Genomic DNA, 17,530 nt, shown 5'->3' on the forward strand with positions numbered 1-17,530 from the left:
GCTCGCCACTACATTCTGGGATCCAGAGAGGCATCGCCGTGTGTATGGGCGCACCGTAGCCGACGTTGGCGTGGCAAGCTGGGAGAGCGGCGACCTAGACGGAGCAGCGGCATCGGAGATCGCCATCCCCATCCTGCAACCCTGCAATCCGCCCTCGCCGACGCGGCCTCGGCGAAGATCCATCCCATTCGTCCTCGCCCAACGCCAGCGGTTGCCCACCTGGCCCGGGCAAGACGTGATTCAGTGAGGACTCGGCGAGGATGCAGTTGTAGTCCCGGAGGGAGTGCGTTCATCGGTGTTTCGTGGGTTGATCACCCGGGCAACCTCGGGCAGGCCTACGGCGCGCAGTTCCTCGGCCAGTTCCTCGTCTGTGATCGGATGGGTTGGTCCCCATCAATAGCCGCCGACATCCCCGCAGGTCTTGATGGTAGGAGTGGCCTCTCCGCTTCTCCGTGACGTGGCGACAGCACCCCAACCACTACGCGGCAATGTGGGGCGAAAGTGGTCCAACGACTATGACGCGGTTACCGCTCGAGATCGAGGGTGACCGCCACGGCGCGGTGGTCAGTGCCGGGCGTCCGGTCTACCTTCGACGAGGTTGCCCGGACGCCGCGGATGAGCACGTGGTCGGGCCGGACGACGGGAAGCTTTGCCGGCCAGGTGAATCCGGGACCGGAACCGGCGGATCGCTGGGTGTCGTGGTAGCCGGGCGCGAATCCCTGCCAGCGACGGTCGGTGTCGGTGGTGTTGAAGTCTCCGAGCACAACGACCCGCTCGGCGGTATCGGAGGCCAAATTCCGTGACAGAGTCATCAATCCGTGGTCGCGCTGCGCTGTGTCACCAAGCCGAAAAGACGGCAGGTGCAGCACGTAGACGACCAGATCGCCGCGCGGAGTTTCGACGTGTGCGCGCAAGCCGCGGCGCCAACCGACACCGACATCGACGGAGGTGGTCGTCGAGATCGGATAACGGCTCCACAGCGCGACAGTTCCTTCCACCACGTAATACCGGTGATCACCGGCCAGGATCGAGCTCACGGCTTCCGCGTTTCCTGCCGAGAACTCCTGTAGACCGATGAGATCGGCATCGAGCGCCGACAATGCCCGTGCGGTGGCGGCCGGTTGCTGGTTACCCGCGTAGAGGTTCTGCGTGACGACCTTCACCTGTGTCGAATGTGGAACCGTGGCCGAGCCGGTTCCGGTCGCCCACCACGAGCCGAACAGGTACGTCCAAGCGATCAGCGGCGCCAGAACGGTCAGTGCGCCCATCTTGGACCGACACAGCGCGGCCGTCAGCGTGAGCACCGGAATGCCCACACCGAGCCAGGGCAACGCGCTGTCCAGCACGACCCCGACGCCGAACACATCGGGTACCCGCTCATGTCCGATCAGCGCAACGGTGAGAACCGCTGCGCCACCGATACACAGGAGATCGCGACAACGCTGGCTCGGGGTGATCCGGTGCGTCCGGAGTGCCATTCGTTCACTGCCCCGGGCATAGTCGGCGCGGGGTGGTGTCGGCCAGCGTGGCGTCCACACACCCGGCGGGCAACTCGCCATAGGTCTGCGACCCGAAATTGGCTGTCACGGTGAGCATGTTGTCGCCGAAGACGCTGTGCTGCACCGAATGGTCGTCGGCCAGCCATTGGAAACTCGTCATCGGCAGCGTGGCGGCTTTTTCGTGCAACGGTGCGAAAAACTGCTGTAGACGGGCGATTTCGGTGCCGTGATCGGCGAGCGTCGCGCGGTCGAGCACGAAGTTCAGCGGCGTATTGTTCAGCACCGCGGTCAACGCTCGCATCGTCCGCTGCTGCGGCAGCTTGTAATACGACAACTCCCAGCGGTCGACGTTGACGATCGAATCATGCAACACCGTCTCGTACAGGGGAATCCGGTAGGCGGGATCGAACATGGCTTCAGCCACCTCAGCGGGCAGATCGACCGGTTTGAAGAAGACCCTCGGCGCACCCGGGGGCGCGTAGCCGCCCCAGACCTCCCTATCGCGTTCCAGCGGCCACAGGAGGTCGGTCACCGGAGTCTGCGCGCCATGGTTGAACGCGAGATCCCTTGCGGCCCAAGCGCCCGCGGCCTCGGACCCGAGCACCTGGTGCCGGTCCTGCGCCAGCAATCGCATTCGGGTGAGCCGGTTTTCGCGATCCCGCCGCTGGTTCATCGGGTGTTCCGCGCTGTAGTCGTCGAAGAACTCGCCCGCCGCATCGACGTCGAGGAAGTAGGTGTCGGCCCCGTTGTCAGTCATGGCGGCGTACCTGTCGTCGAGCACCGTCGAATCCTGTGCCAGTGCCTGCGAACTCAGATAGCAGCCGCGGTCGCCGAATCCGGTCTGCGGCGTTCCGTCCGCTGTCAGTACGCAACTGTCCGGCCACACCTGGTCCGGCCACCGGGACGAGGGGTTGTCGGCAGTGGCGGGATCCTGGGCGTTGGCGTAGGAATCATACGGTCCCGCAAGGTATCCGGCCTGTTCAGCGGCGTCGATCGCCGCTGCCGGCATGGGGTTGTCGTCGGCGTCGTAGCCGATCCACATCCGGCTCACGCCGAGGTCGTGCAGCTGCCGCATCGCCTCCGGTGACTTACCGTCGCCGAACACATAGGCGTGGAAGGCTCCGAGCAGCCGGGCGATCGACGGGTTCTGCTGGATCTTGTCGGTGAGCGACCGGAATTGGTCGTGCTCCATCAGCCAGTTGCGGTAGTCCTTCGCGGCGGCGATCGGGTCTGCATCGGTCAAGGCGAAGGTCACCGTGTATTCGCTGGTTTCCGCGCGGGCATCGAATTCGTGCGCGGCTCGGGTCTGCAATCTGCCTTCGGTGGAGGTCACGGTCAATGCGGTGCCGATGTCGGTGGGCACGATGTAGCCCACGCCGCGATCCCCGATGCGATAGCCCCAGAACGGCATGGTCAGCCCAGACGTCATATCGAGCGCGCTGTCGACGAGGGTGGCATCGGGGGAATTCCAGAACGGGTCCGCTACGGGCAGCGAAAGGCCCTCGCCGCGCGGCAGCTGCAGCGACACCGCGGCCGGGTCAGCGCCGGTCACCGGCCACACGAGGCGTCCGTCGCGATCGCTACGCAGCGTGACCCGGAGTCGGCCGTGCTCGGCGGCGGCCGAGGCGGTGAGCGCTCGGTCAGGGTAGGTCCAGGTGGCGACGTCACCGTCTACCCGGATCGCTCCGACCGGACCGAGCTCGCTCTGGGCCGGGGCGGAAAGATCGATCCCGACTCCCTCGGCGGTAAGCGCAAGCGTGGTGGTATCCACATCGGCGCGGCCGCCGTTGACCGGGATCACAACGTGGCTGCCACGAACCCGCGGTGGTTCGGCGGTAGTTGGGCGGCCGCAAGCTGCTGTGCTCAGCGCCGCGGCCAGGCACAGGGCAACAGTCGAGCACAGGACCGTTGCTGTCGCCGCCGCGGTGGATCGGTCGATTCGATCGAGGCTTTGCCATCTCATATCCTGCACGTTTCCGACACCGGATGAGAGTCCGGTGAGAAAGGCCTGCCGCGGCGGCTCCGTATTATGGGCGACCATGCGCGTCTTGGTGGTCGACGACGAAGCCGCGGTACGTGACGCACTCGTGCGCGCGATGGACAGCGAGGGTTATGAGACCCGCGCCGTCCGCGACGGCGCCGCCGCGCTCACCGAGATACAGCGGTGGCATCCCGAGGTGGTGCTGCTGGATGTCCTGATGCCCTTCATGGACGGTGTGACCGCATGCAAGCAACTCCGTGCGCGCGGTGATCGCACCCCGATCCTGATGCTCACCGCTCGCGACGCGGTGGCCGATCGCATCGCGGGCCTCGACGCAGGCGCCGACGATTACCTGGTCAAACCCTTCGACCTGGACGAACTGCTGGCCAGGGTGCGGGCACTGGTGCGTCGCACCTATCCGGACGACGGAGCCGTACTGTCCTGCGCGGACCTCGTCATGGACACCACCGCGCATCAGGTCTGGCGCGGCGAACGGGTGGTCGAGCTCACCCGGACCGAGTTCGCGCTGCTCGAGGTGTTCCTGCGCAACAGCGGCCAGGCCCTGCCCCGCGAGACACTGATCGAACGGGTATGGGGGCACGAGCTCGGCCAATCGTCGAACTCGCTCGAGGTCTACATCCGATATCTGCGGCGCAAGCTGGAGGTCGATGCGCAGCCACGGCTCATCCATACCATCCGAGGTGTGGGCTACCGGCTCGGACCGCCATGAGGCTGCGCGTCGATCGGCTGACACGGTCGCTGCGTGGACGCATCGCTGGCCTCTTCGTTCTCGCGATAACGCTGGCACTCACAGGCATGGGCTTGGCCGCCTACGCCGTGGTCAGCCACGAAATGAACAGTGCCCTCGATCTCGGACTGCGTCGCGAGACCACCCGGATCACCCGGCAGTTCGCCGCCGAGCCGGATATCGCCGCGATGTCCGGACCGTGCCGATATCTGGCTGCACCGAGCTGCGTTCAGGTGGTCGCCGCCGACGGTCGCATCGCATCCCAGCACGACCCCGAAGACTCGCTGCCGGTCGACACCGAAACCCGCGCAGTGGCAGCCGGATCGCGGCAGGCCTACTACACCGACATCACCCTCGACGGGTACCCGCTGCGGATGTACACCGCCCAGTTGCAGCCCGGCAGCGCCGTCCAGGTCGCGCAGCGGTCCGACCCCGTCGACACCGGCCTGCGCCGCGTCGGCCTCGCACTCCTCGCCGCGGCCACGGCAGGCACCATGCTCGCGATCGGCGCCGGGTTCCTCTTGGCGCGAAACGCGCTGGCTCCGGTCACCTCGCTGACGCGGGCCGCCGAACGTGTCGCCACCACCCGCGACCCTCGCCACCGCATCGACGTGAGCGGCTCCGATGAACTCGCCAGTCTGGCCCGCAGTTTCAACACCATGCTCGACGAACTCGACCAGGCGCTGAGCGCGGAGCGCAATTCCCGTGCGGCTCAGCGTCGTCTGGTCGCCGACGCCTCGCACGAACTGCGCACCCCGCTCACCGCGCTACGCACCGATATCGACCTGTTGCGACGCGCCGAGCGCCTCACTCCACAGCAACTCGCCGACACCGGCGACGCACTGCGCGTCCAATCCGAAGAACTCTCCGGACTAGTCACCGACCTCATCGACCTCGCCCGCGCCGACGACCCGAATGCCATGCACGAACCCTTCGAGGATCTCCGGCTGGACACCCTCGTCGCGGACTGCATCAAGACCGCCCGAAGGCATTGGCCCACAATAATCTTCGCTGAGCATCTGGAACCGACAACGATCCACGGCGCACCCGCCCGCCTCAGCAGAGCCGTCACCAACCTCCTCGACAACGCCGCCAAATTCAGCCCGCCACACGGAAAGGTCCACATCGGCCTCCGTGATCACCGTTTGACAGTGCGCGACCACGGCCCCGGAATCGCCGCCGAAGACCTGCCACGCGTCTTCGACCGCTTCTACCGATCCAGCACCGAAGGTAGCCGAACCGGCCACGGACTCGGATTGGCCATCGTGGCACAGGTCGCCGAACTGCACGGAGCCACAGTTATCGCCGGGTCGGTGCCGGACGGCGGAGCAATCCTTGAACTGAACCTTCCTGCCATCCGCACCAGCTGATTTCGGCAGCTCGCCAGGTCTATTCCCAGAAACAGCAAACAGTAGTGGGGGCAGTCCAGTACGAGTCCTAGGTGCATCGAAGTCGCATCCGGCATCGAGTGTTTGCAGCCGAGCAGTTGCACCACAAGCTTGTCGCGCTGAGGTTGCGGCGCGCTGTGCGGAATGATGTGGTCGATCTCGACATAGCCGAAGTCATGCGGCGTGTTGCACCAGAAGCAGCGGACCTTCCATCGCCAGCAGTGTCCCTACTTCCGGAACCCAAAGGCGGCGGCTACGTCCGAGGCTGAATCTAGGTTTCGGTGGCTGGGTGGTGTGCTCGGGCTATCCGGCACACATCCGAATTCCCATCCATCCCAACGGCAATTGGAGGCGTCGTGCTCGTATCTCCTTCACCATTTCTGCGTAGCCCTCTCGGGCCTCGCTCAGGTGAAACCATGCTTGGTGGCGTATTTCTTCATCTGCCGAATGTAGTACCGTCCACCACGTTTCAGCGTAGATTTTAGCGATGTGGCTCATCACCTCACCGAGCGAATGCGTATGCTTGCGTGCACTTTTCGTACGCGATATGTTCCGCGTCGCCCACAAATCGATCTCATGCACGACTCGATCGATCCCTGCGCGAAGCTGCTCGCAAGAAGTCGCTCTGTTCTGCTGTGCCCGGGAGACCTGTACCGGTATTAGTTCGGCATGCATATCACCGAGTTCTCGTACCCATCTAACGAGGGGGAGTCCACTGGTAGAGCGGCCTGAGATCGCCTGAATTAGATGCGCAGGCTCCAATAACGGGACCGTCCTGGCTGGCGATGTGTGGCCGCCCGTTCGGTCGGTCAAGGGTGTAGATCCGTTCAGATGCATCGCTCACCGCCTGCAACCGATAGCGGAGGTAGAAGTGTGCCGTCGGCAAGTCTCGCAAGCGCTGTTGCCGATGCGACGGCTTGCATCGCGGCGGCGCGCAGTGGCTGCGAGGACGACGCCACCGGAATGTGCTCCGATGCGGCACCGTAGCGTGCTGACCGTTAGATCCCTTGGCGAGTCGTTCAGCTGAGTCATTTGATCTGCCTGATTCTGATTTCGTGCGAACTCGAAGTTGCGCACCGGCTACGAACGCCGGACGAAGCGGGTCACTGTTTCGGCATGTCCTGCTTTTCCTGACTGTTCCCGAATCAGATCGGACTCTGCGCAGTGGCGGGGACGTCAGGATCGTTCACCAGCATCACCTTCGAAAAGCAGGATGTTCAGGGGGCGCGCTTGCAGGCCGAGGACGCCGATCTTGTGGCGTCAGTCGGGTCAGCATGAGGTATCCCGCACTGACGGCCACCGCCCACAAGGCGCCGACTATGACGGCGGTGCGCCCGCTGTCGGTGAACAACAGCAGGATCACGACGAGAACGAGGAGTGCGAGCGCGAACGAGGTGGTCACCGGTGCGGCGGGCAGTCGGTAGTCGCTGGCAGGCAGGGCGCCGGCCCTGACGCGGGCGCGATAGATCATGTGGCAGACAAGAATGATTCCCCAGACGAAGATGATGCCGACGGTGGAGACCGAGGTGATGTAGGCGAATGCCTTGTCAGGGGCGATGGCGTTGATAATCACGCCGAGGACCATGACGCCGGCGGAGAGACAGATTCCAGCGAAGGGTACCGAGCGGGAGTTGAGTGTGCCGACCACGGCGGGTGCTTCCCTTCGCAGCGACAGGCTGCGCAGCATCCGCCCCGTGGAGTAGATGCCGGAGTTGCACGAAGACAGTGCGGCGGTGAGCAGTACAAAGTTGATGATGCCGGCCGAGGCGGGGATTCCGATCTGCTCGAAGACTTCGACGAACGGACTTCTTCCCGCGTGAAACGTTCGCCAACTGGCAACTGACATGATCACCAGAAGCGAACCGATGTAGAACAGGCCGATGCGGATCGGGAGAGTGTTGATCGCTTTTCGCAGCGTCTTCTTCGGGTCGCGGGCCTCGCCCGCGGTCACGCCGACGAGTTCGACGCCAACGTAGGCGAACAGCACGACTTGCAAGGTCATCAGAGACTGTCCGAAACCGTGGGGGAACACCCCTCCGTCGTTCCATAGGTTGGTCACGGACGGCTGCGCGGCGTGACCGAATCCTATTGTCAAGACTCCGATCCCGATCATGATCATACCGACGATCGCGGTGATCTTGACAGCGGAGAACCAGAACTCGGCTTCCCCGAACAGCCGTACCGAGATCATGTTCGCACCGAACAGTGCGGTCAAAACGATGAGCGCGGTGATCCACGGCTCGATGTCGAACCAGTACTCGACGTACTTGCCCGCGACGGTGATCTCGGCCATGCAGGTGCTTACCCACACCGCCCAGTAGGTCCAACCGGTGGCGAACCCGGCGAAGCGGCCGAGGAACTCGTTGGCGTACTCTGCGAAACTGCCGGACACCGGTCGGTACGTCAGCAACTCGCCAAATGCGCGCATGACGACGAAGACGGCCAGGCCCGCAACGAGATACGACAGAATCAACGCGGGGCCCGCCTGTGCGATCGCTCCGGCCGAGCCGTAGAACAGGCCGGTGCCGATCGCCCCACCGATCGCGATCATCTGTATCGTCCTCGGAGTCAATCCGCGGGCGTAGCCCTCCGACTCGATGGTTGTGAGTGCCTGCGGCGCACTCCTGTTCCTCGTCGTCTGGTTCTGCTCATCGGGGATCGTCATGCATCCACTCCTTCGGTGACTGCGGCTGCGGCAACACGTCGAGGGTCGCGGGTCTCTTCGCTACGCGGCCGCGGGTCATTGTCTGGATTGATTCCGGTTGATTCGTCGAACGGAGGACGCGGCCTCCGAATGTTGCGGTCCCTCGGCCGAGAATTTTTGCCTGGTAGGGACGGGAGCGCCCAGCCCATCAGGGATGGCTAGGCGGCCATTATGTGAGCGGCGTATGTGTGGTTCTTGATATCGCGGAAGATTCCGATCTTCACGGGCAAGCTCCAGAACATGTGTGTCGAGGATTGGGCGACAGCGCTGTATCCGATGGTGGATGTGAGGTGCCTCACCAGAAGGCCGATAACAAGTATGAATATTCCTCGCAGGTCTGTACATTCTGATGCAGATCATTCTGAGAAGATGGCGGATTCCTGCTATATATTCTGTTGAGCCGCTGAGTCTGCGTCTGGAACCGTGGGATCTTCGGTAGGGAGCGGATGAGCGCGACTTGCCGCTCGACCGGAGGACGCTGGAAGCCGCCGCGCCACATCGCGCCCGGCCGCGGTCAGCGGTTTCGTGGACGCGATACACCTGCCGTTCAGTGACACGTCGTCGATCGCAGCCGCGGTACCACCTGCCCCGCGCGCCGAGCCCGGGCACGGAATGGCGGCGTCGGGACGACCAGCGTGAACGACACTCAACCCGCCCGAATCAGTGGATCCCAGCGCAAGTCGAGGACTTCTGCGCAAACGCTCGGGTGAGGCGCTGCTGCGAAACCCGTTAACGGGGCGATCAGCGAGTCGAGCTAACCGCGGCTGGGCCGACCGCGACCGCTTTGCCGCCGACATCCTTGCTGCGCCTACCGTCGCCTTCACGCTGATAGAGTCTCTGACGCAACCTTTGTGCCGAGCCGATGTGGCTGCGAGCACTTCTCGGGTCTATTGGCCGACCCGGCAGTGGTTGGTTCTTCGCTACTGCGAGAGGAGTTTTCGTGCTGAAGAGGATCGTTGGCGGCCTGCTGGTCGCGGGGCCGATGCTGTTGTGCGGTACGGCCGTCGCTCAGACGGAGGACCTCGAGCCGGCGCCCGAATGCGTTGAGTACAGCTCGAATCAAGGGATTATTTCGGCTGTCACCCATTGCGTAGGGGGCCTCTACCTCGAGTCGGACATCGACCAGTGCAAGTACATGGGTAGGAACCAAACTTGGGCGACGATCGATGGCAAACTTTATCGTTGCTCACCGACCGAACCCAGCACAACGCCGTCAACGGGGTCCGCATGATCGGTCCGGCATATCCTGCCGCGTAGGGCCGCGCAGTCGGACGTTATGCACCTGTCAGCGTCGACGACACCGGGCACGACGGGAGCTCCTGACACGATACCGGCATCGGCACCTCCGCCGTTGACGATGCTGGTACCGAATGTCGTTCAAGCGCATGGAGATCGAGAAACCTTCGACATCAGGGCGGCGAACTCATTCTCACAATCGTAGGCATCACCGACTGATCCGATCGATGGGACCATTCCCGACAGCAGCAACGTTTCCCTGAGCCGCCAAGACGTGTATCGGGCGGATTCAATCGGTCGTCCCACTGCATTCGGCGGCCGCCGTACGCATCTGCGCGACGGCCGCGCGCCCTTCCGCGTGTTCTGGTCCGCCCGTCACGGCGCGCGCGCCGGGTTCGCGACCGGTGGTCGGTTCGGCGCGAAAGCGCGATGGTCGGAGTTTCATGTCTGGCGCCGGGATTGGCTCGGGCTGTGGCCGTTGTGGTGGCGGAACCATCGTGAGAAGGCGCTGAGTTCGGAGAACCCGAGTTCGGTGGCGATGTCGGTGAGGGTGCGGTCGCGGTGGGTGAGGTAGCGGCCGGCGAGGTCGAGGCGGGTGGTGTCGAGGATGGTGGTGAAGGTTTCGCCGGTGCGGGCAAGGTGCCGGTGTAGGGTGCGGCGGTCCATGCCCAGCCGGTCGGCCACGGCGGCGGCCGAGCAGCGTTGGACGGGGAGTAAGGATTCGATGATGGCGCGGGCTTGGTCGGCGATGGTTTCGCCGGGTGGGGCGAGTGTTCGCAGGTATTCTCGAGCGTAGGGGTGGAGCAGGGGGTCGGCGAGGGGGTTTGCGGCGTCGAGGTCGAGGGAGTAGCAGACGATGCCGTCGAAGCCTTGGCCGAATTCTATTGAGGGACCGAGGATCTGGTGGTGGGTGTCGATGTCGGGTGGTGCGGGGTGGGTGAAGCAGACCGATACCGGTTGCCAGGTGGGGCCGAAAAATTCGCGCAGGATCCGGTAGGTCGCGCCGACGGCGAGTTCGGTGGCTTGTCGGCCGAGTGATACTCCTGCGGCCGCGCGGATGTGGATGGTGGTCAGGCTGTTGGTTTCGGTGAGCCGGATGCGCAGCGCTTCATTGTGCAGGGTGATGTAGCGCAGCACGATGTGCATCGCGCTGCGGATGTCAGGTTCTTCGCGGGCGACGAGGGCGACGGGGCCGAGGTTGGACAGGCCACGACGTTCGGCGAGGCGTAGCCCGAAGGTGTCGCAGTTGGCGTCGGCGGCGGAGCGTTCCAGGAGTTCGTTGACTGCCTCGCCGGGTAGCCAGGTGTCGCTGGCAGTCAGTCCTGCAGGGCCGATGCCGACCGAGCGCAGCAGCAGCATCGGGTCCAGCCCGAGGGACAGGGTCAGGTCGACATAGCCGGACAGCGAGGCGCTGCGAACCATTGTCGTCACCATCGCCACTCCTTCTGTGCCCAGATGGTCAAATCATATGACTCGATTGGTCAAACTTTGCCGCCTTTTGGCGCATACCGTGACGGCATTCACATTCGATGCCATCAGAGGAGTGCTGTGACACGCACGACAACATCTTCATCCCCGGCTACGCCGGTCATCGATTCGATGCGTGCGGGTGGTGCGTGGAATCCGTTGTGGGACAAGTTGTTCGATTGGGATCCGGAGTGGACCGAGCAGTTCATGTCGATGGGTTCGCTCCCGATTCGCCGCGGCGTGCTGCCCCCGCAGTTCGTCGAGCTGTTGAGCATCGCGGTCGATGCCGCTTGTACCCACATGTATTCCCCCGGGGTGCGCCGACATATCCGTGCAGCCCTCGAGCTCGGAGTCTCCCGAGAAGAGATTCTCGCGGTGCTCGAGCTGACCAGCGTGCTGGGCATTCATGCATGCAATGTCGGCGTGCCCATTCTTGCCGAAGAGCTCGACGCATTGGAGCGTCGCCGCACGGAGCAGCAGTAAAAAGCGCTCCACAAAACCACATTCGATCAGATTTCAGAAAGGACGATCATGCAGTATCTAGACGATTCGTTGTTGCCGGAGAATCAGGAAAAGCTTGTCATTCAGGTGGCCCCGTATGGGCCGGAGTTCTTGCCAGGGGATTCCGACGACATTCCGGTGACGATGGACGAGCAGATCCAGAAGGCGGTGGACTGCTACAACGCGGGCGCGCAGGTGCTGCATGTGCACGTACGTGAGGCCGATGGTCGGGGCTCGAAGCGACTCGAGCTGTTCAACGAGATGCTCGCCCGGCTGCGCGAAGCGGTGCCGGAGATGATCCTGCAGGTCGGGGGGTCGATCTCGTTCGCACCGCCGGAAGGCGCCGACAAAGCGGAATGGCTGGACTACGACACCCGCCATCTGCTGGCCGACCTCGATCCCGCACCGGATCAGGTCACCATCGCCATCAACACCAGCCAGATGAACATCATGGAGTTGCTCAGCGATGACGATATCGCCGGGACGTCACTGCAGAATCCCGTGCTGCACAAGGCATACCGCGACATGGTGGTCGAGGCGGGTCCGGAGTTCTATATCGAACATCTGCGCCGTTTGACCGCTGCGGGCATCCAGCCGGCATTCATGCTCGGCGCGCTGCCTCAGCTGGAAACGGTGGAGCGGTTGATTCGCCGTGGCATTTACACCGGCCCGCTGGTGCTGAACTACGTCGCTATCGGCGGTGGTGCCGCGGGCGTGCATCCCGCGGATCTCATCGAGTTCATTCGCCGGACGCCAGATGGTGCGGTGCTGACGATCGAGACGATCATGCGCAATGTGACGCCGATGTGCACGATCGCGATCGCGCTGGGCCAGCATGTGCGGGTGGGCATCGAGGACAATCTGTGGGGCCGTAAGGGGGAGCGGCGCACCTCGGTGGAGCAGGTGGAGCAGATGGTCCGGATTGCCGACGAGTTGGGCCGGAGCGTGGCTTCCTGCAAGGAAGCACGCGATATCTACCTGTTCGATGAGGTCTACGCCGACACCGATGAGGCGCTGGCGAAGATCGGATTCCCGCCCAACCGTCAACCCGGTCAAGTCGGATTCCTCCACCACGCCTGATATTCGCCGGGCAGCGCGCGGGCTGGGCCCACCGACCCGCGCGTTGCCCCTCTTTCTCTTCGTCGTCCGGTACCGGCGCAGCTGGCCCGGTCCATCCGTTCCACCAGGCTCGAGGAAGCGCCATGGATCTCCATACCACCACCGCCGTTCTTTCCTCCGATACATCAGCGACCTCGAGCGCTCGTTCCCGGATCTTTCCGTGGATCGTGTTCGGGTTGACCTTCGGGTTGATGCTGTCGGACTACATGTCTCGACAGGTGCTGTCGGCGGTGTTTCCGCTGCTGAAATCCGAGTGGGGGCTGTCGGATTCGCAGTTGGGCTCGCTGAGCAGTGTCGTGGCGTTGATGGTGGGCCTGTTGGCGTTTCCACTGTCGCTGGCGGCCGACCGGTGGGGCCGCGTGCGCAGCATGCTGATCATGGCGATTGTCTGGAGCATAGCCACGCTGCTGTGCGCACTGGCTACCGGCTACGGCCAGATGCTCGGCGCGCGGCTCCTGGTCGGGGTCGGGGAAGCCGCGTACGGCAGTGTCGGGGTGGCGGTGATGCTGGCCGTGTTCGCACCCCACTTGCGGGCCTCGCTCAGTGGTGCGTTTCTCGCCGGCGGCTCCTTCGGTTCGGTCGTGGGTGTCGCGCTGGGCGGCATCCTCGCCGCACACATCGGCTGGCGGTGGGCCTTCGCCGTCATGGCGGCGATAGGGCTACTGCTGGTCGCCGCGTTCCGGGCTCTGGTCACCGAATCCGCCCTGAGCCGCCACCAGGTCACACAGGCACAGGCGACGGACACGAGTTCGGTACCGCACAACGGCGCTCGTGCGCCGCTATCGAGCCTGTTCTCGTCGGTGTCGCTGTGGTGTGCCTATGTTGGTGGTGGCCTGCAGTTGTTCGTTGGGGCGGTGCTGATGGCCTGGCTGCCAAGCTTCTTCAACCGTTCCTATTCGATGCCCCCGGACCGCGCAGGCCTTGTGGCCTCGATATACGTGCTGATCATCGGCACCGGAATGATCGTGTGTGGCATCATCACCGACCGAATCGGTCGCACCGATCCGGCCCGCCAGTGGAGCAGCGCACTGATCTACTGCACGATCTCGCTGATCCTGCTGACCGTCGCATTCAGTCTCGGCACCGGCCCCGCGCAGCTGACCATGCTGGCGTTAGGGGCGTTGACTGCCGCCGGCTCTGCCGGAGCCACCTCCTCGATGGTGGCCAGTCTCACCCATCACAGCGTGCGTGCCACCGCGTTCGCAACGGTCACCTTGGCCAACAACATCTTCGGGCTCGCGCTCGGCCCGCTCATGGTCGGCTTCCTTGCCGACCGCTACGGGCTGGCCGGCGCCCTGCGTACGGTGCCGTTGGCCTACCTCGGCGCCATCATCGCCCTGGTCCTCGGCCGCCGCGCCTACCCGGCCGGGTTACGCCGCCTGGCCCGGCTCGACACCCTGCCGCTGGCTGCCTGAGCGCACCGCGCTCGCCCGCTCGGCCGGCGGCCGTCATGCTCACCGACACCCAGATCCGAGGTCCCTCCATGCTCAATCTGTCTGTGCTGCTGGAAGATACAGCCCGAAACAACCCGCATCGCGACGCCATTGTCGCCGAAGATCGCACGCTGACCTACGCCCAGGTCGACGCCGCCACCAGTCAGGTCGCCCACCTGCTCGTTGCCCACGACATCCGGCCGGGCGACAAGGTCGCGCTGTCGTGCCCGAACCTGGCCTGGTTCCCGATCATCTACTACGGCATCCTGAAAGCAGGTGCGGTCGTGGTCCCGCTCAACATCCTGCTCGAGGACCGCGAAATCGCTTACCATCTCGACGATTCCGATGCCAAAGCCTACTTCTGCTACCAGGGCACCCCCGAGTTGCCGATCGGCGACTACGCCCGCGCCGGTTTCGACCAGGCGCCGAACTGCCGCCACCTGTTCATCATCGACTCACCCGCACCGCAGTCCGGCCAGACCGCCGGTGATCTGTCCACCGCAGTGCGGGCGCAGCCCACCGAATTCGACGCCAGCCCGCGCGAAGCAGGCGATACCGCGGTGATTCTCTACACCTCCGGTACCACCGGCAAACCCAAGGGCGCCGAGCTGACCCACGCGAACATGACGCTCAACGCGTTCACTGCCAACCGGCAATTCGGCAACAGCCCGGCACGACACGACCGGCACCTGGTGGTACTGCCGTTGTTCCACTCCTTCGGGCAGACGGTGAACATGAACGCCGGCTTCTCCGTCGCCGCGACCCTGGTCCTGCAACCCCGCTTCGACGCCACCACCACCCTGACGCTGCTGCACGCCGAACAGATCACCCTGTTCGCCGGTGTGCCCACCATGTACTGGGGGTTGCTCGGCGCGCTCGACGACACCGTCGACCTCGGACGTATCAGCGCCCACCTGCGGCTGGCCGTCTCCGGCGGCGCCGCCATGCCTGTGGAGATCCACACCCGCTTCCGGCAGCGCTTCGGGGTGAACATCCTCGAAGGCTACGGCCTGTCGGAAACCTCGCCGCTTGCCTTATTCGCCGACCTAGATCACGAGCCGCGCCCCGGATCGATCGGCCGACCGGTCTGGGGAGTGCAGGTTCGCCTGATCGACGACGAATGCAACACCATCACCGGCAATCACGCCGTCGGAGAGATCGCCCTGCGCGGCCACAACATCATGAAGGGTTACCACAACCGGCCCGACGCCACCAACGAGGTTCTTCGTGACGGCTGGTTCCGCACCGGCGATCTGGCGCAGCGCGACACCGACGGCTACTTCTACATCGTCGACCGCGCCAAGGACATGATCGTGCGCGGTGGTCTCAACGTCTATCCCCGTGAAATCGAAGAAATCCTCATGACCCATGAGGCGGTGTCGCTGGCCGCCGTGGTCGGTATCCCACACGAGAGCCACGGCGAGGAAATCAAGGCATACATCATCCCGGTCCCAGGAACCGCACCGACCGAGGACGCGCTCATCGGGTGGGCCAAACAACAACTGGCCGCCTACAAATACCCCCGCCACATCGAATTCGTCCGCACGCTGCCGATGACGGCCACCGGCAAGATTCTTAAGCGCGAGCTCCGCACGCTCGGCTGAAGACCGCTACTGCACCACACCGTCGCCCGCTCGGCAGGCTGGGCGATAGACGACGTGACCTCAACCACGGTGCGTGCCACCCCAGGTCCGCGCCGATCCCACCGATGAAGAGAAAGAACCAGCAGATGAGGAAAACCACCGCCGCCGCCGCGCTCGCCGTGACAGCCATCGCAATCGCCACCGCGACAGCCGGCGCCACACCGCAACCCGTCGACGAGCACGCCGGAGTGCATTACGAAGTCAGCCGCCGTGGCGATGCCGCCGTGCTGAGTATCAGCGATGGAGAGCTGAAACTCGTCGAGGACCAACTCGTCCTCACCGACCTCACCGACCGACCGGTCGCCGCCATCCCACTCACCTACCGCATCGACAACACCTCCTACCCGATCAAGGCCGAAACCGACGGCGGCACAGCGACACTCACCCCATCGAAGACTGACGGCCATCCAGTCCAGGACGTCGCCCGCGACCAGATCATCACCACCGACCAAGCCGCAGCACAGATCGGGGAATCCTTCACACCCCGCGACGCCCAAGCTCTCGGCGTCTTCGCCCAACGTGCGGCGATCAGCGTCGCCGTCAGTGCCGTCCTGGGCGCAGTCCTCGGTGCCGGTGCCGGCTGTCTCGTCGGTGCGGCAGCAGGCGCCGCCATCTCCAGCCCCGTCATATTCCTCTTGGCGCCCTTCATCGGCGCCACCATCGCCGGTTGCGTCCTCGGCGCAGCCACCCTCGGCGCAGTCGGCTCCATAGCAGGATTGGTCATAGCCGGCGGACCTATCACCCTGTTTTCCGCCATCCAGTACTTCTCCACCGTCCTCGCACCCTGTCCATCCGAACTTGCCTACTGCAAAGACCCCGGACAGCCGGCGACACCGGCCAAATAGCCCGTTCGGCCGTAACGTCGGTGGGCTTGGCATGGCCCACCGACGTTGAAACGGATTCAGCGGGCTTGCCCTATGTGCCGGCCGGGTGCTGGCCCGTGCACGGCCCGGACTCTATGAGGACAAGGTCGATCGAACACAGGAAATGCTGTCCCGGACGCGGGTTGTCGATGATGACGACCGCGACGGCGTCGGGTGAGTTGTGCTGGCACAGCCGCAGCGCGCGGTTGAGGATCGCGACGGTCGCGAGGTAGTCCCCGCCCAAGCGTTCAGGCTTGTAGGCGTGCGCCCAGCTGGTGAACCAGCGAGAAGAGATCGGCAACACCCCAGTGTTCGACGATGCGGCCGTCGCGCACGCGCATGGCATCAACGGTTTCGAACTGCACCACGCGTCCGGTCGGCGCGATACCGAACAGCGACCCGAGATGGGTGCCGTGGTAGGTCTTGTAGGTGGTGACCACGTCGTCTTCGACGGTCTGCCAATGGATTTCCGGGCGGAAATCCGGAAAGGCTTCGCGTAGGCGCTGATACAGCACGCGCACGCCGTCTTTATCTGGAGTGGTATTCGGCTGTGGAGTGTGGTCGATGAAATCGTCAGCGAACAACTCTTCGAATAGGGTGAAGTCGCCTTGTCCCTGGACCTGTTCGGTGTTGCGCCGGACGATGGCCTTGGCCGCTTCTCCGGGGTTCGTGCGGTTCATGACTTGCCCCTCCTCCTTGTCACAAGGCTGCGGTCGAGTAGCCAGGCGATCCATTCGAGAACCTCCGGCTGGGCGACCAGTGCCCGCACCGCCGGGCCATCCGGGTCGTTCCGCACCACCGCCACGGCGGCCGGATACCCAGCCCTATCTCGACCGCTTCGCCGCGATAGGCGGATTCGAATACCGCGTCAGAGGAGGGAGTTGTCATAGTTCTCCATGCTAGGCCTCGAGGATCAGCCGCTGGGCTACCTTCTACAGCGGGTTGCCG

At 64.3% G+C, this 17,530-nt stretch carries 13 protein-coding genes; 7 read left to right on the top strand and 6 right to left on the bottom strand.

Features of this window, described 5'->3' with window-relative positions:
• Window positions 1-524 precede the first annotated feature (524 nt).
• Both ACFU4Z_RS18405 and ACFU4Z_RS18410 read right to left on the bottom strand, forming a co-directional pair.
• Window positions 525-1,478, bottom strand: coding sequence for an endonuclease/exonuclease/phosphatase family protein (locus tag ACFU4Z_RS18405; protein ID WP_379064416.1), 954 nt, complete (start codon window positions 1,476-1,478; stop codon window positions 525-527).
• Between the two features lie 4 nt (window positions 1,479-1,482).
• Window positions 1,483-3,462, bottom strand: coding sequence for a glycoside hydrolase (locus tag ACFU4Z_RS18410; RefSeq protein WP_379064418.1), 1,980 nt, complete (start codon window positions 3,460-3,462; stop codon window positions 1,483-1,485).
• A gap of 76 nt (window positions 3,463-3,538) precedes the next feature.
• On the opposite strand from ACFU4Z_RS18410, the gene ACFU4Z_RS18415 reads away from it, so the two are divergent.
• Both ACFU4Z_RS18415 and ACFU4Z_RS18420 read left to right on the top strand, forming a co-directional pair.
• Window positions 3,539-4,210, top strand: a complete 672-nt coding sequence (locus tag ACFU4Z_RS18415; RefSeq protein WP_379064420.1) for a response regulator transcription factor — start codon at window positions 3,539-3,541, stop codon at window positions 4,208-4,210.
• Complete coding sequence (locus ACFU4Z_RS18420) at window positions 4,207-5,598, top strand: ATP-binding protein (protein ID WP_379064422.1); 1,392 nt, start codon at window positions 4,207-4,209, stop codon at window positions 5,596-5,598. The genes ACFU4Z_RS18415 and ACFU4Z_RS18420 overlap by 4 nt, the downstream gene beginning before the upstream one ends.
• A gap of 1,213 nt (window positions 5,599-6,811) precedes the next feature.
• Here the strand turns inward: ACFU4Z_RS18420 and ACFU4Z_RS18425 are convergent.
• Both ACFU4Z_RS18425 and ACFU4Z_RS18430 read right to left on the bottom strand, forming a co-directional pair.
• A complete protein-coding gene (locus ACFU4Z_RS18425) occupies window positions 6,812-8,281 on the bottom strand; it encodes an amino acid permease (RefSeq protein ID WP_379064424.1) in 1,470 nt (489 codons plus the stop codon).
• A gap of 1,716 nt (window positions 8,282-9,997) precedes the next feature.
• On the bottom strand, window positions 9,998-10,990 hold the full coding sequence (locus ACFU4Z_RS18430) for an AraC family transcriptional regulator (protein ID WP_379064426.1): 993 nt from the start codon (window positions 10,988-10,990) through the stop codon (window positions 9,998-10,000).
• A 165-nt stretch (window positions 10,991-11,155) separates the two neighbouring features.
• On the opposite strand from ACFU4Z_RS18430, the gene ACFU4Z_RS18435 reads away from it, so the two are divergent.
• The 5 genes from ACFU4Z_RS18435 to ACFU4Z_RS18455 all read left to right on the top strand — a co-directional run bounded on the left by ACFU4Z_RS18435 (window position 11,156) and on the right by ACFU4Z_RS18455 (window position 16,564).
• Window positions 11,156-11,506 (top strand): carboxymuconolactone decarboxylase family protein, encoded by a 351-nt coding sequence (locus tag ACFU4Z_RS18435; protein ID WP_379064836.1) that lies wholly within the window; start codon window positions 11,156-11,158, stop codon window positions 11,504-11,506.
• A 48-nt stretch (window positions 11,507-11,554) separates the two neighbouring features.
• A complete protein-coding gene (locus tag ACFU4Z_RS18440; protein ID WP_379064428.1) occupies window positions 11,555-12,604 on the top strand; it encodes a 3-keto-5-aminohexanoate cleavage protein in 1,050 nt (349 codons plus the stop codon).
• A 122-nt stretch (window positions 12,605-12,726) separates the two neighbouring features.
• Window positions 12,727-14,058, top strand: a complete 1,332-nt coding sequence (locus ACFU4Z_RS18445) for an MFS transporter (protein ID WP_379064430.1) — start codon at window positions 12,727-12,729, stop codon at window positions 14,056-14,058.
• Between the two features lie 68 nt (window positions 14,059-14,126).
• Window positions 14,127-15,680 carry a long-chain fatty acid--CoA ligase gene (locus ACFU4Z_RS18450; protein WP_379064432.1) on the top strand — a complete coding sequence of 518 codons (1,554 nt, stop codon included), beginning with the start codon at window positions 14,127-14,129 and terminating at the stop codon, window positions 15,678-15,680.
• Window positions 15,681-15,805: 125 nt separating this feature from the next.
• The gene (locus ACFU4Z_RS18455) at window positions 15,806-16,564 is read left to right on the top strand and encodes a hypothetical protein (protein WP_379064434.1); all 759 of its coding nucleotides are present in this window, start codon (window positions 15,806-15,808) and stop codon (window positions 16,562-16,564) included.
• A 70-nt stretch (window positions 16,565-16,634) separates the two neighbouring features.
• Here the strand turns inward: ACFU4Z_RS18455 and ACFU4Z_RS18460 are convergent, their stop codons facing one another.
• Together ACFU4Z_RS18460 and ACFU4Z_RS18465 are read right to left on the bottom strand one after the other, a co-directional pair.
• Entirely contained in the window at window positions 16,635-16,883 is a 249-nt protein-coding gene (locus ACFU4Z_RS18460; protein ID WP_379064848.1) for a hypothetical protein, read from the bottom strand.
• A complete protein-coding gene (locus ACFU4Z_RS18465; protein ID WP_379064436.1) occupies window positions 16,831-17,262 on the bottom strand; it encodes an ester cyclase in 432 nt (143 codons plus the stop codon). The genes ACFU4Z_RS18460 and ACFU4Z_RS18465 overlap by 53 nt, the downstream gene beginning before the upstream one ends.
• Window positions 17,263-17,530: the final 268 nt, after the last annotated feature.

Origin of the sequence: Nocardia sp. NPDC057440, assembly GCF_042802915.1 — a bacterium.
Lineage (GTDB): Bacteria > Actinomycetota > Actinomycetes > Mycobacteriales > Mycobacteriaceae > Nocardia.